The sequence below is a fragment of the Streptomyces sp. NPDC054813 genome (assembly GCF_053611365.1).
Genome location: NZ_JBSHAF010000017.1, coordinates 61,610 through 81,943, shown reverse-complemented (window position 1 = coordinate 81,943; position 20,334 = coordinate 61,610). Strand labels below are relative to the sequence as shown.

The following is a 20,334-nucleotide window of genomic DNA, read 5'->3' as shown; positions in this document are numbered from 1 at the left end:
AAACGTAACCCGGTTAAATTTTTAACCGGGATGGTCGGACAGCGCCCGTTCCAGCCGCCCGAAGGCCCGCTCCGCCGCCCGCACCGCGTCCTCCCGCACCTCCTCGACCCGCTCCCCGGCCACGATCCGCCGCCAGTTGTCCTGCGCGAGGATCCGCTGTACGGCGATGATCTGGCCGGCGGCCAGCCGGGCGTCCAGGGTGCCGCCGAGGGCCTCGGCGAGCGCGGCCTCGGACCGTTCCAGATAGGTGTGCTGGCGGGCGACGAGGGTGGCGGTGCTGTTGAGGAGGGTGTGGAAGGCGAGGACCTGGGGGTGGTCGTTGAGCCCGGTGATCGGGTCGTTGCGCCGGAGGCCGTCCAGGAAGTGGGCTCTCAGCACGCCGACCGGGGACTCGGCCCCCGCGACCAGCCGCGCGGCCTCCGTCTCGTGGTCGGCGATCCGGTGCAGGACCAGGTCCTCCTTGACCGGGAAGTACCGGAACAGGGTCGGCTTGGAGATACCGGCCGCGGCCGCCACCTCGGCGACCGGCACCGCGTCGAACCCCTTCGCCAGGAACAGCCGTACGGCGATGTCCGACACGTCCTCGTACATCCGCCGCTTCTTGCGCTCACGCAGGCCCATCTCACCCATGGGGCGAGCCTACGCAGCGGCACTCAGGCCGACGTCCCCTGTCGCCAGTGCGGGCGCTTGGCGAGGAGCCACAGATCGTCGAAGTGTTTGGTCCAGGTCGCCACTTCCGTCTCGGCCACGCCTTCCCGGGTCCACATGCTCAGGTCGGTGTTGTAACCCTTGGGGTCGTAGTACTCGTCGCCCATCTGGCGCAGCCGCATCCGCGCGGAGAGGTCGTACAGGCCGTGCAGTACCTGCTGCCGGTTGAAGATGCAGATCTTGTCGCGCGGGATACCGGGGTAGAGGCGGTACTCGCAGTCGACACGGACCCGGCCGGCGTTCGTGAGCTGCTCCGCGAGCTGGGCGAGTATGCCGTCGTACTCACGGCACCGCTGCTCCATGCGCTCGCGGAACTCGGGGTCGTCCACGGGCTTGTCCCGCTCCCCCACCTTCGAGGGAACCGTCATCGGCTGCCCGAAGTCCGGAACCAGCATGCGGATCACCACCCTGCGGGTGGGGCCGGGGTGGGAGGACAGGTCCTCAAGACGGTGGTACAGGGCGCTGTAGAGCGTCTCGCCGGTGTAGCCGAGAAAGCTGATCTCGACTCTTCGGGCCTCGAAGGCCTCACTGACGAGGTCTCCCAGCCGGCTGGAGTTCACCAGTGTCCGGGCCGGGGCACGGACCGACGAGTTCAGCTCCTTCACCTGGTCGTAGAGGATGTATCCGACCAGACTCAACAGCGCGCCGCCGAGATAGGCCTTGCCCTCCAGGGCGTCACCCACCGGCTTCACGAACTGGGCCGTGAGGCCGGTGACGAAAATGCCGAGCAGGAGTACCCGGGTCACCACCGGCTCGACGCGTTCCTGAAAACGCCTCAGCCGCGACACGCCGTCATCGCCCGCCCGACCACCGCTCCGCCCGGACATGCACGCCCCCTCCGCGCAACGCCGCCCGGCCGGCGCCACAGGCCCGAGGGCAAACGGGTATTCGCCGTACTCATGTTCCCGCTAGGCCAGAGCGCGAGCAAGATGCGGAGCCGCCGCCCGTACGGGCAGGCCCAGGGAGCCCTGGGCGGCCACCAGTGTCATGGCGTACGAGTCCAGGGCCCGGCGGACGTTGGGGGCGTCCAGGCTCGCTCCAGTGACCAGCCGGTCCAGATCGACATAGGCGGAGCGGACGATCTCGATCCAGCGGTACACCCGCCAGTCGCGCTGCCAGTCGCCGGTGAATCTGCCGTCCAGCACACGCTCCCAGCGGCGGAACATCCGGTCCCGGATCTCCGGCCGGGTCGGGGTCAGGTGCATGTGCCGCACCAGGTCGTACAGCGGGTCGCCGACCAGGGCCATCTCCCAGTCGATGATGGTCAGCGCGAGCGGGTCGTCGCGGCGGACCAGGTTCCAGGGGTTGAGGTCGCCGTGCAGCAGGGCCGGGGCACGCCGGCTGACGCGGTGCCTGGCGAGGATCTCCCGCAGCCGGGCGGCCTCGGGGAGGCCCACGAAACGGGCCAGTTGCTGGGACTCCTTGGGGAGGCCGGCGACCAGGGCGACGAGTTGCTCGGTCAGCCAGTGGTAGAAGTCGGGCTCGCCGGAGGCGGGGTCGAGCTGGGTGTGGTCGACCCCGGTGAGCGCGGCCAGTTGGTCGACGAGCCCGTCGGCCTCCTGCGGGCGGAGACCGTGCACCGGGTGGTCGGGGGTGCGGGCGGTGTCGTCGCCCGGGCCTTCGTAGGTGTGGATGGCGAAGCGGTCCCGGGAATACGCGACGTGATAGCGGGAGTGGCTCTCCCCCAGCGCCAGGACGCGGGGAGCGGCCACGGCCGCGCCGGAGCGCTCGATCACCCGCAGCACCGCGTGCTCACTGAGGTAGCTGCGCTCACGACGGCAGACGTGCGGCACCTTACGGCGGATCACCACGGGAAAGCCGATGCCCGGCACCCGGATCACCGAGTTGAGGTGCGCGGTGCCCTTGAACACCTGGCGGGCCGGTGCGGTGCCCTCCAGGAACAGGGCCGCACGCACCGCGGAGTGCGGGAAGTCGGGGTGCTCGGGGACCCGCCGGTCCTGCCGCCATTCCATGACGTGGGCGGTCCGGCCGTGCCCGGCGGCTCCGTAGGCGGGCGTGGAGGCGGCCCAGCGGAACAGGACGCGCTCGATCTCCCGGTCGCCCGGCACCGTGCGCAGCCGCAGTGGCTCGGCGCCCGCCTCGAGCGCGCGGCGGACGGCCGCCGTCGCCTCCCGCAGGTTCTTCTCGTCGAAGGATTCCGCCAGGGACTTCGCGGCCCGCATCACGTCCGGGTAGACGGACTGGGCCCGTTCGAAGTCCACGTAGTGGCGCAGGTCCTTGTGCACCCCGTGGGTGGCGGTGGGCCGCACCGCCCGCATGCCGCCGACCCACGCCTCGACGACCTCGTCCCACTGGTGGGACGGATACCGCATCCGCACCAGATGGGTCGCGAGGTCGTGCAGGGGGTCACCGAAGGTGGCCAGTTCCCAGTCGACGCAGGTGAGGGGCGTACGGCCGTCCTGCGACACGATCAGGTTGTCGCGGTGCAGGTCGGCGTGGAGGAGGCTGTACGGGCGCCGGGTCAGCGCGGGGACCCGGTCGGCGAAGCGGAGCAGGGCCTCCTCGGGAATGCCCAGGGCGGCGAACAGCCAGCCGTACGCGGGCCCGTTGGCCTGCCGGATCTGGAGGTCCGCCATCCGTGCCAGCGTCCGCAGGAAACCCTGGCTGTCCGTGTGGTTCCGGGGCCACATCGACGGCAGCGGCGGCAACGCGGTACCGCGCACCTGGGTCATCTGGGCGAACAGCCCCGCCAGGTCCTTCAGCAGGGCGGCGTCGACGGGCTTGTCGTTCTCGCAGACGCTGGAGAGCGGGACTCCGGCCACGAAGCTGTGGATGGTGAACCGATTCCCCTCGAAGAGGCACTCGGGCACATTGGGCAGCACCCCCTGGATCGCCCGCAGGATCAGCGCCTCGTTGTCCCACGTCCGGATCACCACCGAGAGGGCGTCGGTCCTGCGCACCCGGACGGTCACAGCGGCACCGGACTTCCGGCCCAGCCGCCGGGCCATCGGCTCCGTCAGGGCGAGGACGTAGTTCTGGTTGTGGAAGCCGCTGCTCGCCAGCCCCTGTTCCGCGGCATGTCCCAGGAACGCCTCGTACTCGTCGCCGGGCAGAGGCCTGCTGATGTCTCTCCCGGTGGCGACAGGGGGGACAGGCGGTGCACCCACTGGTCGCTCCGGGGGTGGTACGCGCGCGGTATCGCGTGGATCGGGCAGGGAAACCGTATTGCCAGGTGACGCACGACACGAGTCGAGGGGCGGCGGAGTAACCCTGGCGGGTGAAGGGTCGCTCAGCTGTATGGTCGCCCGTCGGCACGGTCGTCCGGGGCTGGCTCTTTTGGCCATCCACTCATACGCACGCGACCGAGCGGTTGCTCAGGCGGTTTCGGACTCTAGCGCAGCGGAGACCCCTCCGGATCACAGGGGTGCTACGACTGGAAGCCAAGCAGGTTCCAGACCGGCACGGTGTCGCGGGAGACGCCGAACTCCTCGATCGAGCGGCCGACTTGGGTGGTCGGCCGAGCTCCGCGGCACAAGAGGGCGGAAAACCGTGTCGTCCACGTGCCCGGGATCGGCGTGCGGACCGCCGCCCCTAGCGCAGCATCACCAGCAACGGCTCCAGTGAGCCGACGACACACTTCGCCCCGGCCTCGACCAACAGCTTGGCTTTCTCCTCGTTACGCGCGTAGCCGAGAAACGGGACGCCGGCCGTCCGGGCCGCCTGGAAGTCCGAGGGCGAGTCGCCGATCATCAGGGCCGCGTCGGGGGCGGCGCCCATCGCGCTGAGGGCGCGGTTGAGGCAGTGCGGGTCGGGCTTGAGACGGTGCAGGTCCTGGGTGCGACCGTAGACGTGCGGGGCGAAGCAGGCGGTGAGGCGGCGGCCGTCGAGGTAGGCGCGCACCACCCGGGGGGAGTTGTCGGTGGTCACCGCCATGCGCACGCCGCGCGCCCGCCAGGTCTGTATGAGGATGTCCGCGTACGCCGTCGGCATCGCCGTCGACGTGGCCCTCAGTTCCTCCTTGGTGAGACGTTCCTCCAACTCCGCTACCAGGTCGCTGCCAGGATGCCGGCGGTCCACGGCGCGCAGCAGAACCTGTGGGTCGAGGGAGGCGCGTTCGTTGTCCGTGACCAGGCCGTGCAGGCCCCGGCTCTCCAGCCACCGCACCAGGTCGACGGCGACGTCCTCCGCCGAGTGACCCGCGAACAGACGGCAGATCGGGCCGTCGAAGTCCCAGAGCACGACACGGGCACTTCTGATCAGTTCCGTGAGCCCTTCGGCCGGGTTCTCACTCTTGGTTGCCACCAGTTCAGTCTGCGTCGCATCAGAAGTCACTAGGAGAGTGTCAGGTCCGTGGTGATGGTTTCCCAGAGGGCGTCGAACCACTTCTGCGATTGCTCCACGAACGCGGCATCGCGGTGGCCGGCCCGTTTCTCGAAGGAGAAGAGGAGGGACTCGGAGCCCACGGCGTCGTACATGTCGAGCATGCCGGACTCGGTCTGCTCCTCGCGGCGCGTGACCATGTAGTACGCGAACAGTGCCTCCGCGCCGTTGAGCAGGTAGAGCTTGACCGGCGGGGTGAAGGGCAGGGCGCGGAAGGTGACGTTCACGTCGATCTGATGGGTGGAGCGCAGTCCCTGGAGGTTGTACTGGAGGACCTGGCCCTGGGCGTTGCGCATGCCGAGCCAGCGGTTGTGGACGGTGTCGTCGTCGCCCTCGACCGGGACCGGGAAGGCGAGGTTGATGTCGCGGCCGGGGAGCAGGACGCGGACGTCGATGCTCTCGGGGCGGATCCGGCCCTCGTGGATCAGGCGCAGGGGTTCGGCGAGCGCCGGGAGCAGGCTCTGGGCGGTGAGGCAGGCGGCGTCGATGCGGACGTGCGGGGCGGTGAACGCCTCCGTCATACGGGGGCCGAGGCCGACCATTGTCGGCTGGGGCTCGCCAAGGGGCCGGGCAGCCGGTTCGGCGACGCGCGGCGGGCTGCCCTTGGTGACGTTGGCGAGGAGACCGTAGTCCTGCAGCACCCGCATGGCCTGGCGTACGGCACCCCGCTCCACGCCGAACTCCTCGGCCAGCTCGGCCTGGGTGGGCAGGCGGTCGCCGACCTTGAAGTCGCCCTTGCGGATGCGTTCCCGCAGGGCGTCGGCGATCTCCTGAGGTGTGCTGCCGGCGTTCACTGCCACGTTCTCCTGGGTCACGACCAAACGCTACAACTCTGCTCCATCTACCGGGAGTTGTTTGAAGATTGGTTATAAGTCACAGCCAACTGGGAACAACTTAATCATAGTTGGTTACCAACTTGATTAAGTTGGTGGAAGCTTTGCTTCCCGACGAAGGGGGAACCGACATGCCCGCCGCTCTCGCTCTCTTCTCCGCCGTCTTCGTCGTCGGCTTCGAACAGATGGTCCAGTCGAAGTACGGTGCCACTGGCATTATCGGTCTGCTGTTGCTCACCGTGGGGATCAAGGCCAAGAGCCCTGCGGTCAGCTCCGTCGGTGCGGTCCTGCTCGCCCTGCTGATCACCGGTCCCGCACTGTGAGGACCGGCCCGGTGAGCGCTAGGCCGTCAGCTGCAACTCCGAACTGATCGTCTCCCACAGGGCGTCGAACCACCGCTTGGACTGGTCCACGAACGCGGTGTCCCGCAGGCCGGCGCCCTGCTCGAACGCGAAGAGCATCGACCGCGTGCCCTCGGCGTCGTACGTCTGCAGGTGCTCGTGGCCGATCTCCCGCTCGTGGCGCCCCAGCGTGTAGTACGCGAACAGCGCCTCCACCCCGTTGAGCAGGTACAGCTTGACCGGCGGGGTGAACGGCAGGGCCCGGAGGGTGACCCGGACGTCGATGCCGTGCGTGGCGCGCAGCGCCAGCAGGTTGTGCAGGAGCACCTGACCCTGGGCGTTGCGCTGGGCCAGCCAGCGGTTGTGCACCGCGTCCTCGGCCGAGGCGTCCAGCGCCGTCGGGAACGCGAGGTCGATGTTCCGGCTCGGCAGCAGCACCCGCACGTCGATCTTGGCCGGTTCCAGACGCCCCGCATGGATGAGCCGCAGCGGCTCGCCGAGCGCGAGGTTGAGGGAGACCGAGGTCAGACAGAGCGCGTCGATCTCCACCTCCGGGGCCGCGAAGGCCGCCTCTATCCGGGAGGCGAGGGCCACCATGGTGGGCTGCGGCGGCGCCTCCGGGCCCACGGCGAGCCGGACCGGGCCCGGATCAGGGGCGACCGTCGCCGGCGCGCCCTTCGACACGTTGGTGAGCAGATGCTCCGACTGCAGGATGCGCAGTGCCTGCCGTACGGCCCCCCGCTCCACGCCGAACTCGTCGGCCAGCTTGGCCTGGGTGGGCATGCGCTGGCCCGGCCGCAGCACCCCTGACCTGATCCGGGTGCGCAGCACGTCGGCCACCGCGTGGTGTGACGTCTGAGGCCGCTGCGACCTCTCCCGTCCACTGGCGGAGACGTGTTCAGGGTCCACGGACAAACAGTACAACTTCCCGCCATCTTTCGGCAGTTCACGGGAAGGTGGTTATGAGTCGCTCCCAAGCGGAGATAAGTACAGTGGAGTTGGCCACCAACTTCTGCAACATGGTCACACTTTCCCGGTGGTTGGCCGACAGGGTTCCCTTCCGGAGGGGAGCCGGGAGCCCGGTCAACCAGGGCAGCCGCCGAGATGCACGACCAGCGCACCGCACCTGAGCACAGTCACAACTGAACACCGACAACTGAACACCGGCAGACCGGCACAGCCACAACTTCACACCTCGAACGGCTCGCTACGGATGAGCACAGCTGAACAAGTGAACAAGGTGATTCAGGCACCGTCGCCGAACGGAAGGAGACCGTCTCAGAAGATGTCCGGGCACCAAGGACGCCCGGACGTGCGCAGCAGGGCGTCGGCCTTCCGGGCGGCGCCCACTCGCGCTTCCTGGACCCGGCCGAGCGCGTGCAGCCGCGCCACGGACTGGTCACCGAGCCAGACGCTCGCCAGATCGGCGATGTCGAGGGTGAGTTCGGGGGCGTCGGTGGTCGGGACGCAGGACGCCTGCTCGGGGGAGGTGTCCAGCCGGAACCGGCCGCCGGCCAGCCCCTGCCGGTCCGCCACCTCAAGGACCAGCGACCCCGCCGTGTCGTACGTCCGCGCCTCCAGGGCCCGTACGACGTCCAGGATCCGCACCCACAGCCAGTCCGCCTGAGAGGTGATCCGGGCGGCGCGCGGGTCGGGGAGGTAGTGCGGCAGCAGGTCGTCCGGCGACCGCCAGCCGCTCTTCACCTTGGTGATCCAGTCGACCGAGCACAGGTAGTGCCACAGGGCACGCTCGGCCGCGGGCGTGGCGCCGAGCAGCCACTTCACGGTGGCCGTCTCGTCCGGCTGCTTGCCGTGCCAGGTGTCGTCCACCTCGTACGCCACCAGCCCCTCGACCTCGCCGCCCGCCGACCGGTAGGCCGCGTGGAACGGCTCCTTCCAGTCGGTTTCGACGCGGACCGCACCGGTGCGCAGCTGCCACCACAGCTCGCTGCGACTGACCGCGCCGGGCGTGCTGCGGCGGACCCGCTCGTGCAGTTCGGGACCGAGCTTGCGGACGTCCTCGACGTCGAGGAGGTCGATCCGGCCGCCGTCCTCGGGGGCCGACCAGCGGGGGTCCAGACCGGTGCGCCCGACCTCGACCGTCCACTCCGTCAACGTGGTCGCCGGGCCGAAGCCGTAGCGGCCGTAGATCGGGTACTCGGCGGCGATCAGGGTCGCGACCACGTCTCCGCGCTCCTTCGCCGCGGCGAGGTCCTGGCTCATCATGCGGGTGAGCAGGCCGCGGCGGCGGTGGGTGGCGGTGACCGTGACGTTGGAGATGGCGTCGGCGGGGACGGTCGCGCCGCCGACGGTGGTGAGCTCCTGGTCGAAGGAGCGGAACGTCGCCACGCAGCGGGAGCCGTCGAAGGCGCCGAGGAGTCGGCCCGGTACGAATTGCTTTCGGCGGGCGTCGAGTTGGTCGGCCGTGAGGGTGGGCGGTTGCAGGAAGCCGGTATTCAGGGCCCGGTGCCAGTCCTCCAGCTCGGGTTCGGTTACGGGGCGGATTTCGACGGCGTCGGTCATGACAGCACGGTAGGTGTTCGATCGGGGTGGTGCCGATTGAATTTTCGGCCGCCCGCAGGTGGAGGCCGGCGCGCCCACGCGGCGGTGGCCGGGCATCGATACAGCCCCGCGCCCCCGGAATCGAGCCCTACGTCAGTAGATCGTCCACCTGCGCTTCGCCCTCCCGGTAGCGCCTGGTGATCTCCCCGCTCGAATCGTCGGCCGTCCGTTGCAGGCGCTGTCGTCGTCTCGACACCTCCTGCTCGTAGCGGACCAGGCGGCCCATCGCCGTCGTCAGTTCGGTGTCCGTGCGGGCCTGGAGGTCGGAGAGTTCCACCTCTGCCAGCATGTCGGCGGCCAGCCGGTCGTACTCCTCGTTGTGCGGGGTGCCCAGGGTGACGTGGCGGGCCGAGGAGCGGTGGCGGGCCGGGGCGTCGGTCAGGATCTCCGGGAGGCGGTCCACGACGGCGGCCGCGCCCGTCGGGGAGCGGCGGGCCAGTTCCGCCCGGAGGATGTCGATACGGCCCTGGAGCAGCCGTCGTACATAGCTGAGGTCGGCCTCGTCGCGTTGCGCGTCCCGGCGCAGGACGCGCAGTTCGGGCAGGCTCAGGCGGGTCAGGTCGTGCTCGGGCGGCTCCGCGGGCAGGGCGATGCCCTCGCCGCGCTGTGCGGGCGGCCGGGGCAGGCTCTGCGCGCTCTGCGTGCCCTGCACCTTCAGTCGCCCGGTACTCGGTGTGCTCATATGCCTCTACCGTCCCCTCGACCGGCGTGTGGAAGCATGGTGCCACCCCAAGTGGCCGCAATGTGACTGAGTGCCCCCGAACGGCCCTAGATGTGAGGGTAAGGATCAATAATGGACCCCCTGCGGGGGCCGCCGGGGCACCGGGCATGATGGTCCGCATGCGAGCTGTGGTTCAGCGGGTGGACGGCGCCGATGTCGTCGTGGACGGCGAGACGGTCGGCGCGATCGAGGGCGAGGGGCTGTGTGTGCTCGTGGGTGTGACCCACGACGACACCAAGGAGAAGGCGGCCCAACTGGCCCGGAAACTCTGGTCGATCCGGATGCTGGCCGACGAGAAGTCATGCAGTGACATCGACGCGCCGCTGCTGGTGATCAGCCAGTTCACGCTGTACGGCGATGCGCGCAAGGGGCGGCGGCCGACGTGGAACGCGGCGGCGCCGGGCGAGGTGGCCGAGCCGCTGGTCGAGGAGGTCGTGGCGCAGTTGCGGGCTCTGGGGGCGACCGTGGCCACCGGGCGTTTCGGGGCGCAGATGCGGGTGTCGCTGACCAACGACGGGCCGTTCACCGTTCTGCTGGAGATGTGAGCGGTTCCCGGCAGTCGCGGGCCGGGGCGAAGTCGTACAGGGCCCGGCGGGTCCCGGTCAGTACCTCGCAGCGGGCCTCGTCGCCGATCCGGCCGGGGGCCCGGGGGCCCGACGGCCGCGTTCGCGCAGCTCCGCGAGGGTCTGGCGGGCCGGCCGGGCGCCGGTGCGGGGGTCTGCGCCGGTCGGGTCGAACACGTGCACGCCGTGTTCAATAAGCCGCTGTCCGTTGCCACTTCTGGAGTGTCAACGGCATATCCCGCAGGGCGCTTGCGGGAATCCCCGGGGATGCAGGGGATTCCCGGGGGTCCCGGCCGCTCACGGTCCGGCTTGCCGTCCGCCTTACGGTTCGACGATCACTTCCTGTGCCGCGGCCGTGTCTCCCGCGATCAGCCGGGCGTCCACCGGGACGTTGCGCTTGACCAGCGCCAGGGCCACCGGACCCAGTTCGTGGTGGCGTGCCGACGTCGTCACGACGCCGATCCTGCGGCCGTCCTCGCCGTCGTCGGCCAGCCGGATCTCCGTGCCGGGCGGCGGCAGGTGCACGTCGCTGCCGTCCAGGTGCAGGAAGACCAGGCGGCGCGGCGGCTTGCCGAGGTTCTGGACCCGGGCCACGGTCTCCTGGCCCCGGTAGCAGCCCTTCTGCAGATGCACCGCGGTGCCGATCCAGCCCAGCTCGTGCGGGATGGTGCGGTGGTCGGTCTCGAAGCCGAGACGGGGGCGGTGGTTCTCCACCCGGAGGGCCTCGTAGGCGAGGAGGCCGGCCGCCGGGCCCGCCTTCTCCGCGTACGACTCCAGGTCCGCGCGGGGCAGGAAGAGATCACGGCCGTACGCCGTCTCGCGTACGACGGCACCGTCCGGGGGTTCGGCGATCGAGCCGGCCGGGAGGTGCACGACGGCGAACTCGCCGGTCCGGTCCGCGACTTCCACCCGGTAGAAGAACTTCATCGACTCCAGGTAGGCGATCAGCGCCTCCGCGGTGCCGGGCTCCACATGGGCCCAGACCGTCGTGCCGTCGTCGACCAGGTACAGCGCATGCTCGATGTGGCCGTGCGCGGAGAGGACCAGCGCCTCGGTGGCCTCGCCGACGGGCAGCTCGCTGACGTGCTGGGTGAGCAGGAGGTGCAGCCAGCCGAGCCGGTCCTCGCCGGTGACGGTGACGACACCACGGTGCGAGAGGTCCACGAATCCGGCGCCGTCGGCGAGGGCGCGCTGCTCGCGGAACAAATCGCCGTAGTGGGCGGCGACGCCTTCGTCCACGCCCTCGGCGGGCACGGCGCCGGGCAGGGTCAGCAGGGGGCTCTTCATATGAGTAAGCCTACGACTCGGTAATTGAAGTCTGGACGGCTGCGCCCTTGGTTCTCTTGCGTGCGCAGTCCTGGCAGCGGCCGAAGATCGCGAAGTGCTTCATGTCGGTCTCGAAGCCGAACTCCCGCCGCAGCTTGGCGGTGAACTCCGCGGCGACCGTCACATCCGCCTCGATCACGTTCTCGCAGTCGCGGCAGACCAGGTGGATGTGATGGTGCCGGTCGGCGAGGTGGTACGTCGGCGCCCCGTGCCCGAGATGGGCATGGCTGACCAGCCCCAGCTCCTCCAGGAGCTCCAGGGTCCGGTACACCGTGGAGATGTTGACCCCCGACGCGGTCTTCCTCACCTCACCGAGGATGGCGTCGGGGGTCGCGTGCTCAAGGGTGTCCACGGCTTCGAGCACGAGTTGCCGCTGCGGCGTCAGCCGGTAGCCGCGCTGCCTTAGGTCGCTCTTCCAGTCGGTGCTCACCACAAACCCAGTCTAGAGCCGACGGCTCAAGTCACCGGCCGGCCTTCGTCGGGCGGGGACAACGCCCCGGTCATCAGGAGGTCGGCGAGCAGCGCCCGGTACTCGCCCGTGGCACGGGCGATGTCCGTGTGCACCCTCACCTTCTCGTCGAGCGCGGCCAGGGTGTCGCCGATGGCCTTCTGTTCAGGTGACGGCGGAAGGAACACCGGCAGCTCTCCCAGCTCGCGAGTGCTCAGTGACGGGATCACGGCGCTGGCCGACCGGGTATGGATCCAGCTCTGCGCGAGCCCCGCGCTCAGGTACCCGGCCAGGTATGCCGCCAGGGAGAGATCGAGCTCCCGGAGCCGGAGCCGGACCAGGTTCGCGTGGTACAGCCAGCCGTCCTGCTCGCGTGTCACCAAGGCACACCGGCCGACAGTACCGGTCCGGATGACGACCACGTCCCCCTCCGCGAGCCGGTACTTCACCAGGGCGCGGGCCTTGTCCCGGATCACACCGACGCTGTCGGCCGGCGTGATCCGCTGGTGGACGACGTCCCTGGGCAGCACCATCGGCACACCGTCGTCCGCGTCGGTGCGTTCCTCTCCCTTGACGGCCGGTCCCACCTGGAGGGAACAGAGTTCCTTCAGGGGGAGGCGCCGCCAGCCCGCGGGCAGCGGTACCGAGCCCGGGCCCGTGCTCACATCGGTCACAGGCCGTACCTCCTCAGCCGCAGTTCCGCGTCACGGTCGATGGTCCTCGCCTGCTCATGCAGCCTGTCGAGCGCTTCGGACAGTTTTGCCAGCCGGTCCCTCGCCACGGCCGGATCGTCGGCGGTGCCCGCCGACGGAAGACCGTCCCGCACGTAGAGCGCCGGTTCCAGCCGGTAGTCCTGGGCCGCGACCTCCTCGGGTCCCGCCGCTCTGCTGAATCCCGGAGTACCGGGGTGCCCCGCGTCGCGCCAGGACACATAAGCCTGCACGAACCGGTCAGTGTCCGCGTCCGACAGCGCACGCCGAGTCCGGGAGGCCATGCTGCCGAGGCCGGTGCCGTCCACGAAGAGGACCTTCTCCGGGTGTCCGAGCGAGGAGCGCAGGAACCAGACGTGTGTCTGGATCGCGGTCAGCTCGAACAACTGGGGCGGCAGCGCCATGACGCACTCAATCACACCGTCCTCGACCATCCGGGCCCGCGTCTCCCGTTCGGCACTGCCACGGAACCCCGCGCCGGCTGGCATGAGAACGGCGGCCCGGCCCCCGGGAGCGAGGCACGAGGCCACGTACTGGAGCCAGTCGAACTCCCTGGAGCGCGTCATTCCGTATCGCCAGTACGTGGGTGGGGACTGCGGCCACGGGCCCCAGCTCCCGAAAGGCGGATTGGTGATCACCGCGTCGAACGAACCCGACAGACCGCCGAAATCGCCAGGCTCCTGTGCGGGCGCCCGGGGCCCCTCAAGGATCCGAGGCCGCTCGATGCCATGGAGTTCGAGGTTCATCCGGGCGAGCCGCTGCGCCATTTCCCCCGGCCCACGGCCACTGATGTCCGCCGGCTGTTTGCCGCCCTGTTCGGAGACCGCTTCCAGGTAGGCGCACAGTAGCTCGCCAGAACGGCAAAAGGGGTCGTACAACCGCCTCGCCGCAGGCCCGTGGCCGACGAGGGACCGTGCCATCACGCGGCTGACCGAGGGCGGTGTGTAGTACTCGTCGGCCTCCCTGGCGTCGCTGTCCCGCAGCTGCCCGAGAAGGCGCTCGAAGGCCTGTCTGCTCTCGTCGGGCGAGGCCGGAGGGTTGCTGTCGATGAACCGGATGATCTCGTGCACATGGGACGGCTCGTCCGGCACGCGCACGTCCAGGTCGATCAAGAGCCGCCGGGGGTCTCGGACGTAGTCCGACCACCGATGCCCGTCCCGGCCCTGCACGAAGACGAGGAACAGCAGCAGATAGAGGTAGCCGGACATGCGCCACTGGCCGCGCAGCCGGTCGGCATCCCGCTTCGCGAGCTGGTCCACCGCCGCCAGCAAGCTGCCCGACCGACCGCCGTCGCCGCGCAGGCCGGCCCGGAAGCGGTCGCCGTACGTCGTTCCCGCGGGCTCGCGGGGCTCCAGGGCGTTGGACGGGATCGCCCGGTCGGCGAGCCAGTCCAGAACCTCCCGGGCCCGGAACGCCTCCGGCTCCGCGCTCCCGGCCTCCGCCGGCACGGGCGCCGGAAAGTCGGAGTGCCTGCGCTGCCAGTTGGTGACAGCCGGGCGCCGCACTCCGGCCAGCCGGGCGATGTCCGAGCGTGAGACCAGCACCTCGCCGAAGTCACTCAAGAACATCCTCCTTGCGCGCCAGCACGGACGGGAACCGGTCCGTTGCCCGGACCCCCTTCGTCAGGTCCGGATCGAGAGCCTCCAGGACCTGGTAGATCCTGACATGGTCGCCGACGAGGTCCTCCTGGTGGATGGGCTCATGGTGCATGACCCGGTTGCGCAGGCGGACCACACGCCACAGGTCGTCGGAGAGCGCGGCGCGCGGGCCGGAGTAGTAGGGGAACGCCTTGTAGAGGCTGGTCCTCCAGAAGGTCCGGTCGTAGCGCTTCACAAGAAGGGTCGCCCAGAAACCGAAGTTGAGCTCCGTGACGACATCGTCCACGGTGAGGGGTCGCTTCGGCCGCCGCCGCTCCTGCGCCCGCTGCTCCTCGCTCCGCTCGCACTTGGCGCGCGCCTTGGCGACGAGGTCCTTCCCTCGCGCGTCCAGCGGTGCCACCGTCCACCAGTCCGCTCTCCCATGGGTGAGGACCAGACGGTCGTGGAGGGCGTTGCGGACAGCGAGTTCGGCATAGTGCAGCGGGACGTACAAGGCCTCGGAGGCCTCGACGTTCCAGCGGTACAACCGCATCGCGGCCTGCGGGTCTCCGCCGGCCGCACGCAGGTACGGCTTCATACGCGGCTCGGAGAGGAACCGCTTCATCCACCCGGGCATCCCGTCGACCACTGTTTCCCCCTCACTTCTGGGCACACGGATGCCCGGGACGATTACTCCTCACGGAAACGACTGACTGTGCTACATTGGGCAGCGAACGTTCTGGGCCGCCTCTGCTTGCATGCCACCCAGGGCACGGCTTTTCGGAACCCCGACCGCAGTCCAAGTGCGGTCGGGGTTCCGTGCGTTGGTCTCTACGATAGCCGGTAGTACTCTGACATCGCAAGCGCATTGCAGTGCACTTGAATCCGTTAACCCCTACCGAGTTCTGAAACAGGCCCCACGGGCATCCGTGGGGCCTGTCTGCTGTCGTCCTCGCTAGGCGCGCCTACTTGAAGAAGGCGATGCCGTCGTCCGGCATATCGGCGGGCAGGGCCTTGGCCCAGCGCTCGACCTCCTCCGGGGTGACGACCTTCTTCAGGTGCGCGGACATGTACGGGCGCAGCTCGACCTCGGGGGTCTGCTTCTCCCCCACCCACATCAGGTCGCTCTTGACGTAGCCGTACAGGCGCTTGCCACCGCTGTACGGGGCGGAGGCGGCGGTGCGGGCCACGGCGTCCGTGACCAGGTCGATCTGGGGCTTCTTGTCGGCCATCTCGCCGTACCAGATCTCGATCACACCGTCGTCGCGGGTCATCGTGACCTCGACCCTGCGGTTGGCGTCGATGCGCCAGAAGCCGTGCTCGGTCTCCAGCGGGCGGACCTTGTTCCCCTCGTTGTCCAGCACCCAGGTCTGGGAGTGGTACTCCAGGAAGTCACGCCCGTCGTGGCTGAAAGTGGCCTCCTGGCCGAAGTTGCACTTCTCCGAGCCCGGGAAGTCGTGGACGCCCGCACCGGCCCACTTGCCCAGCAGGAAGGCGAGCGGAACCAGGTCCTTGTGCAGGTCGGACGGAATCTCGATCATGACGGCGGTTTCCTAGACGGAGAGGATCAGCGCTGGCCCTGGTAAAGCTTCTTCACGGTCAGTCCGGCGAAGGCGATGACGCCGACGCAGACCAGGACCAGCAGGGTTTCGAAGAAGATCTCCACGGGTGCTCCTTGAGCGGGGGTGGGCGTACGTACAAGAGCCGGGCCCCAGCTTACGCGGCCGGGGCCCGGGGCTCTTGGCGAGGTGCGCCCCCGTGGGCTCAGGCCAGCAGCTCGCTCTGCAGGGTGACCGTCTGCTCGAAGGGGACGGCGAGCGCGGCGCCCTTCCGGGACTGGACGATCACGCCGACGGTGTCCCCGGTGGCCAGGTAGGCCTGCCGGACCTGCTCGCCGCCGTACGGCTTCAGCTCCGTGTACGGCGCCATCAGGATGTCGTCGCTCCGGGCCCTGTCCGGAAACGTCTGGTCGAGTTCGTACTGGTCGCCGTCGCGCAGTGCGTAGACCGGCGACGAGTAACTCATGAACTGGTGGCTGAACAGCTCCTCCGCGACGGCGGCCGTGTCGAACTGGAGGAGGTAGATCCGGGTGTGCGTGCCGTCGGGGGTGGTCCAGCCGCGTGCGGCGATGTGCCGCAGGCCGGTGTCGACGAGCTTCTGGCGCAGCGCGTCGGGCGCGGTGAACTCCGCGACGAACGTCCTGGTCGGCAGCCAGCCGTCCGTTCCCCTGAGCGCCGCGTCGGCGGTGGCATCGGCCGGCGCGGGGAGGACCAGCTTCCGCAGGTCGGCGAAGTGGCTGCCGGCCGGGTTACGGGCATCGTCGTTCGGCCCCGGCTTCCCGGACGGCAGCGGCGGCCGCACGAGGGTGGGGTACGTCCAGCGCCCGTCGGAGTGCGTGCCGAGCCCGGGTACGTCGGTGCGGTCGACCCGGGTGACGCCGTAGGCCGTACCGGCCCCGACGACCGCGAAGACCCAGCGGAGCGCTGCCCGCACCCCGCGACGGTCCTTCTTCGGGGGCGGGGACGAGAACTCGTCGAGTTCGCCGAGGTCATCGAGGTCGTCGAGGTCGTCGGAGACCTCCGGCTGATTCGTGTCCGTGGTCATACCGACGCCCCCGGCTCCTTGATGCGGTCGAGCTGTGCGCGGAGCATGCCGGCCGCGCTCTCCTTGTCCAGCGGCTTGGCCGCGGTCGCCGTGGCGGTGACCGCGACGTCGCCCACGTAGCCGGTGCAGAACATCGTGTCGATCTTCTCGTCCGCGTCCGTCGGCGGCAGGAAGCAGGAGGTCGAGTCCTTGTACCCCTTGATCTCCGGACCCTTCCGGAACACCTTCAGCGCGTCGAGGATCTCCTTCTGGACGGTCGCCATGGAACGGACCGTCCGCCGGTTCCCCATCCGCGCCAGCACGATCTCCATCGTGTACTCGTAGCCGGGTACCCCGGACGCGTTCAAGTAGCTGCGCATCGCCATGCCCTTGACCGGGTTCCGGTCGAGCTGCCGCTCCAGCGCCTGCCGCTGCGAACGCGGCAGGTCCTTGATCGACTCCTCGCGCAGCAGGGTCGCCTGCTTGCCGGACAGCGCGACGTCCGACCCGAACTCGGCGATGTCCGGGCCCCGCCCGTACGTGCCGGTGTCGTACGGCAGCAGCATCCCCTGGAGGCCGCCGGTGCCGGCCGCCTTGCTGTCCTTGGCGGCCTTCGGCATGCTCCAGACGGGAGCACCGGGGTCGCGATCGGCACCCTGGACGGCGACGACGGTGCAGGTGGCCCCGGCCAGCACCGCGGCGACCAGGACACCGACACCGGCGACGACAGCGATACGACGACGGTCAGGCGGCCGCGTCTCCGCGTGCGCGGGCTCCACGGCACTCGGCTCGGCGACGCCCACGGCACCGGCGCTCGGCTCGGCGGACGTCGGGGCGGCGGCGGGCGTGGCCTCCGGCTCGGGACTCACGGACGTTTCCGGGTTCTCGGTCACAGCCGCTCCATCTGCCGCTTCGCCAGATCCAGCACCTTCGTCTTCGGGATCGGCTTCGTGTCGTTGATCCAGAGCTCCATGGCGATGTCGCCGCGCCACGCGTGCGCCTCGGCGGAGTACTGGCTCACGCCGTAGGAGGTGTAGGGCTTTCCGTGGACGTACGCCCTGCCGTCGCCCGTGCCGGGGATCGGCCAGCTGTCGGTGTCGTAGTCGTCGGCCGGTTCGGCGAAGTAGTACGCGTTGCCCGCCGCGTCGGCGGCCTCCGTGCCCGTCTCCTCCTGGCGGTACTGGACCAGCCGGATCTCGACGTTGAGGTCGCCGTTCTCCCGCCATTCGGTGACGGCCGCCCGGCGGAACTCCTTCTTGCCGACCAGGTCGTGGAAGGCAGTGGCCGGGTACTTGTACGTCTCCGCGAGCGTACTCGCGTCCATCCACCCGTCGCTGCCCACCGGGTACCGCGACTCGCGTGCCCCGCTCGGCCTGCTCAGCAGCAGCTTGCGCAGGTCGCCGTCGACCTTGACCTGCCGGTCCTGGGCGGCCGACAGCGGCTCGGGGGCCGCGCCCTGCGCCTGCCCGACGGACGGCTGCGAGAGCGGCGGCAGGGCGGTGGGCTCGCGGTCGGCCTGGACCAGGTAGCCGGCGCAGGTGCCGGCCACGACGCCGAGCACGGCGATCAGTACGCCGGTACGACGGCGTCTTCTCGGTCTTTCAGGTGGTGTGTCTGGCGCGTCCAACGAATCCCCCCTGTGGAGACGGAAGCGCGGATTCCTTGATCCGCGCGCCACAGGAGACTCATGGTCAACTCAATGAGTTGTACAACGATTAATCACGATCAGGACACCGCCGCGAGCCAGCTGGTCACCGCCGCCGCGAGCAGCAGCGTGCCGTTGAGGGCGACCTGACGATCCCCCATCCGCACGTGCACCGTGATCGCGCCGAGTTGGAGGACGACGAACCCGGTCGCGGCGGCCACGGCCAGCCAGGTCGCGACGCCGGTCAGCCGCGGGACCAGCAGGCCGAGCGCGCCGAGCAGTTCGACGGTCCCGATCGCCCGCACGGCAGGCATCGGCACGCCGTCCACCCACGCCATCATCGGCCGCAGCCGCTCCCGGCTCCGTACGACCTTCAGCCCGCCCGCGTAGAGGTAGAAGAGGGCGAGCAGTCCGGCGACGATCCAGTACGCGACGCTCATGAGGCGGGCTCGGTGGCGTAACGGCTCATCACCTCGACGTTCGCCCGCGGGGTCGGCGCTTCTCCGGTCGCGAACAGGTCCCGCAGTTCCCGGAAGTACTGCACGTACAGATCGGGCGTGAACGTGCTGAGCATGACCGCCGGTTCGTCGGTGACGTTGGCGAAGGTGTGCGGGGCGCCGGGCGGCACCATCACCAGGGTGCCCGCGGTGGCGTCGTGGTCGTCCTCCCCGACCGTGAACCGCACGGAGCCGGAGATGACGTAGAAGCCCTCGTCGTGCCCGGCGTGCCGGTGCTGCGGCGGGCCGGGGGTGTGCGGCGCGAGCACGGACTCGGCGATGCCGAGCCGGTGGCCGGTGGTACGGCCGTCCTCCAGGACGCGCATCCGGGTGGTGCCGAGGACGAGCACCTCGCCGTCGTCCGGGCCGACGACGGATACGGCGGGTTCGTGGTGGTAGTGGGTCGTCATGCTTCGATTCGACGGCCGGGGCGGTACGGCTGTCCAAGACCTGTTCCGCCGCCTCGATACCCGATCGGTATCGTTGCTGCATGGAGCGTATGGAGCGGATCGAACTACGGACGCTGCGCTACTTCGTGGCCGTCGCCGAGGAACTCCACTTCGGCCGGGCAGCCACCCGGCTCCATATGAGCCAGCCCCCACTGAGCCGTGCGATCAAGGGGCTGGAGGGCGAGATCGGCGCGGCGCTCTTCGAGCGGTCCTCGGCCGGTGTCGCGCTCACCCCCGTCGGAGCCGTGCTCCTCGACGAGGCCCGGGCGCTTCTCGACCAGGCCGACAGGCTGCGCGTGCGAGTCGCCACGGCGGCGGGTGCCACCACCCTCACCGTCGGCCTCCTCGGCGACAGCACGGATCCCGGCGTGCGCCGGCTGGCCCGCGCCTACCGCGAACGCCACCCCGGCGTCGGGATCCGGATCCGCGAGACCGACCTCACCGACCCCACCTGCGGGCTGCACGCCGGGCTCGTGGACATCGCCCTGACTCGCGCGCCCTTCGACGAAACCGGCCTGGTGGTACGGGAGTTGCGGGCCGACCCGGTGGGCGCGCTGCTCCGCGCCGACGATCCGCTGGCCCGCCGGGAGAGCCTGACGCTGGCCGACCTCGCCGACCGGCAGTGGTTCCGGTTCCCGGCGGGCACGGACGGCCGCTGGCAGTCGTACTGGAACGGCGGGGCGGTGCGGGAGGGGCCGGTGGTGCGGGCGATCCAGGAGTGCCGGCAGGCGGTGCTGTGGAACGGCACGGTGGGCATGACGACGACCGACCACGAGCCGGGCGCCGGCCTCGTGACGGTGCCGGTCGCGGACATGGAGCCGAGCCGGGTGGTGGTGGCGTGGGCCGAGGGAGACACCAATCCGTTGCTCCGGCCGTTCGTGGGGGTGGCGATCGATGCCTATCGCGACCGCGACCATGACCGCGACCGCGACCGCGACCGCGACCGCGACCGCGACCGCGACCGGGGGGATATCCCCCACCCCGATCCTGGGGCGGACCGGATCGCGCCCCAGGAGGGGCAAACCTAGCG

At 70.0% G+C, this 20,334-nt stretch carries 22 protein-coding genes; 3 read left to right on the top strand and 19 right to left on the bottom strand.

The genetic code is table 11. The features are described from left to right. Nucleotides 1-21 precede the first annotated feature (21 nt). From ACWGJB_RS30725 to ACWGJB_RS30705, 5 genes are all read right to left on the bottom strand, one after another. Nucleotides 22-630 (bottom strand): TetR/AcrR family transcriptional regulator, encoded by a 609-nt coding sequence (locus ACWGJB_RS30725; protein WP_453383308.1) that lies wholly within the window; start codon nucleotides 628-630, stop codon nucleotides 22-24. Nucleotides 631-653: 23 nt separating this feature from the next. Next, complete coding sequence (locus tag ACWGJB_RS30720; RefSeq protein ID WP_453383307.1) at nucleotides 654-1,496, bottom strand: hypothetical protein; 843 nt, start codon at nucleotides 1,494-1,496, stop codon at nucleotides 654-656. 120 nt (nucleotides 1,497-1,616) lie between these two features. After that, nucleotides 1,617-3,836, bottom strand: coding sequence for a phosphotransferase (locus ACWGJB_RS30715; protein ID WP_453383306.1), 2,220 nt, complete (start codon nucleotides 3,834-3,836; stop codon nucleotides 1,617-1,619). A gap of 424 nt (nucleotides 3,837-4,260) precedes the next feature. Further along, complete coding sequence (locus ACWGJB_RS30710) at nucleotides 4,261-4,971, bottom strand: HAD family hydrolase (RefSeq protein ID WP_453383305.1); 711 nt, start codon at nucleotides 4,969-4,971, stop codon at nucleotides 4,261-4,263. Nucleotides 4,972-5,000: 29 nt separating this feature from the next. Then, nucleotides 5,001-5,870, bottom strand: coding sequence for a FadR/GntR family transcriptional regulator (locus ACWGJB_RS30705; RefSeq protein ID WP_453383304.1), 870 nt, complete (start codon nucleotides 5,868-5,870; stop codon nucleotides 5,001-5,003). A 143-nt stretch (nucleotides 5,871-6,013) separates the two neighbouring features. On the opposite strand from ACWGJB_RS30705, the gene ACWGJB_RS30700 reads away from it, so the two are divergent. Next, nucleotides 6,014-6,205, top strand: a complete 192-nt coding sequence (locus ACWGJB_RS30700) for a hypothetical protein (RefSeq protein WP_360496857.1) — start codon at nucleotides 6,014-6,016, stop codon at nucleotides 6,203-6,205. A gap of 18 nt (nucleotides 6,206-6,223) precedes the next feature. Here the strand turns inward: ACWGJB_RS30700 and ACWGJB_RS30695 are convergent, their stop codons facing one another. The 3 genes from ACWGJB_RS30695 to ACWGJB_RS30685 form a co-directional block, all read right to left on the bottom strand. Further along, on the bottom strand, nucleotides 6,224-7,138 hold the full coding sequence (locus ACWGJB_RS30695; protein ID WP_453383303.1) for a winged helix-turn-helix domain-containing protein: 915 nt from the start codon (nucleotides 7,136-7,138) through the stop codon (nucleotides 6,224-6,226). 363 nt (nucleotides 7,139-7,501) lie between these two features. Further along, a complete protein-coding gene (locus ACWGJB_RS30690) occupies nucleotides 7,502-8,746 on the bottom strand; it encodes a GNAT family N-acetyltransferase (RefSeq protein WP_453383302.1) in 1,245 nt (414 codons plus the stop codon). Nucleotides 8,747-8,873: 127 nt separating this feature from the next. After that, complete coding sequence (locus ACWGJB_RS30685; protein ID WP_453383301.1) at nucleotides 8,874-9,467, bottom strand: RsiG family protein; 594 nt, start codon at nucleotides 9,465-9,467, stop codon at nucleotides 8,874-8,876. A gap of 158 nt (nucleotides 9,468-9,625) precedes the next feature. Between ACWGJB_RS30685 and dtd the strand changes: the two genes are divergently transcribed. Then, complete coding sequence (dtd, locus tag ACWGJB_RS30680) at nucleotides 9,626-10,051, top strand: D-aminoacyl-tRNA deacylase (RefSeq protein ID WP_453383300.1); 426 nt, start codon at nucleotides 9,626-9,628, stop codon at nucleotides 10,049-10,051. A gap of 339 nt (nucleotides 10,052-10,390) precedes the next feature. Here dtd and ygfZ read toward each other — a convergent pair whose 3' ends face one another. The 11 genes from ygfZ to ACWGJB_RS30625 all read right to left on the bottom strand — a co-directional run bounded on the left by ygfZ (nucleotide 10,391) and on the right by ACWGJB_RS30625 (nucleotide 19,265). Continuing rightward, on the bottom strand, nucleotides 10,391-11,356 hold the full coding sequence (ygfZ, locus tag ACWGJB_RS30675; RefSeq protein ID WP_453383299.1) for a CAF17-like 4Fe-4S cluster assembly/insertion protein YgfZ: 966 nt from the start codon (nucleotides 11,354-11,356) through the stop codon (nucleotides 10,391-10,393). Between the two features lie 10 nt (nucleotides 11,357-11,366). Beyond that, on the bottom strand, nucleotides 11,367-11,828 hold the full coding sequence (locus ACWGJB_RS30670; RefSeq protein WP_453383298.1) for a Fur family transcriptional regulator: 462 nt from the start codon (nucleotides 11,826-11,828) through the stop codon (nucleotides 11,367-11,369). A gap of 23 nt (nucleotides 11,829-11,851) precedes the next feature. Further along, on the bottom strand, nucleotides 11,852-12,517 hold the full coding sequence (locus ACWGJB_RS30665; protein WP_453383297.1) for a restriction endonuclease subunit S: 666 nt from the start codon (nucleotides 12,515-12,517) through the stop codon (nucleotides 11,852-11,854). Further along, the gene (locus ACWGJB_RS30660) at nucleotides 12,514-14,115 is read right to left on the bottom strand and encodes an N-6 DNA methylase (RefSeq protein WP_453383296.1); all 1,602 of its coding nucleotides are present in this window, start codon (nucleotides 14,113-14,115) and stop codon (nucleotides 12,514-12,516) included. Before ACWGJB_RS30660 ends, ACWGJB_RS30665 begins: the two co-directional genes overlap by 4 nt. Further along, nucleotides 14,108-14,755, bottom strand: a complete 648-nt coding sequence (locus tag ACWGJB_RS30655; protein ID WP_453383295.1) for a hypothetical protein — start codon at nucleotides 14,753-14,755, stop codon at nucleotides 14,108-14,110. Before ACWGJB_RS30655 ends, ACWGJB_RS30660 begins: the two co-directional genes overlap by 8 nt. Nucleotides 14,756-15,095: 340 nt before the next feature. Further along, complete coding sequence (locus ACWGJB_RS30650; protein WP_453383294.1) at nucleotides 15,096-15,671, bottom strand: FABP family protein; 576 nt, start codon at nucleotides 15,669-15,671, stop codon at nucleotides 15,096-15,098. A 223-nt stretch (nucleotides 15,672-15,894) separates the two neighbouring features. Then, nucleotides 15,895-16,734, bottom strand: a complete 840-nt coding sequence (locus tag ACWGJB_RS30645) for a hypothetical protein (RefSeq protein ID WP_453383293.1) — start codon at nucleotides 16,732-16,734, stop codon at nucleotides 15,895-15,897. After that, the gene (locus tag ACWGJB_RS30640) at nucleotides 16,731-17,606 is read right to left on the bottom strand and encodes a hypothetical protein (RefSeq protein ID WP_453383292.1); all 876 of its coding nucleotides are present in this window, start codon (nucleotides 17,604-17,606) and stop codon (nucleotides 16,731-16,733) included. The genes ACWGJB_RS30645 and ACWGJB_RS30640 overlap by 4 nt, the downstream gene beginning before the upstream one ends. Beyond that, nucleotides 17,603-18,274 (bottom strand): hypothetical protein, encoded by a 672-nt coding sequence (locus ACWGJB_RS30635; RefSeq protein ID WP_453383291.1) that lies wholly within the window; start codon nucleotides 18,272-18,274, stop codon nucleotides 17,603-17,605. The genes ACWGJB_RS30640 and ACWGJB_RS30635 overlap by 4 nt, the downstream gene beginning before the upstream one ends. A gap of 164 nt (nucleotides 18,275-18,438) precedes the next feature. After that, complete coding sequence (locus tag ACWGJB_RS30630; RefSeq protein WP_453383290.1) at nucleotides 18,439-18,798, bottom strand: DoxX family protein; 360 nt, start codon at nucleotides 18,796-18,798, stop codon at nucleotides 18,439-18,441. After that, nucleotides 18,795-19,265, bottom strand: coding sequence for a cupin domain-containing protein (locus tag ACWGJB_RS30625; protein ID WP_453383289.1), 471 nt, complete (start codon nucleotides 19,263-19,265; stop codon nucleotides 18,795-18,797). The genes ACWGJB_RS30630 and ACWGJB_RS30625 overlap by 4 nt, the downstream gene beginning before the upstream one ends. Nucleotides 19,266-19,363: 98 nt before the next feature. Between ACWGJB_RS30625 and ACWGJB_RS30620 the strand changes: the two genes are divergently transcribed. Further along, nucleotides 19,364-20,332, top strand: coding sequence for a LysR substrate-binding domain-containing protein (locus ACWGJB_RS30620; protein WP_453383453.1), 969 nt, complete (start codon nucleotides 19,364-19,366; stop codon nucleotides 20,330-20,332). Nucleotides 20,333-20,334 lie beyond the last annotated feature (2 nt).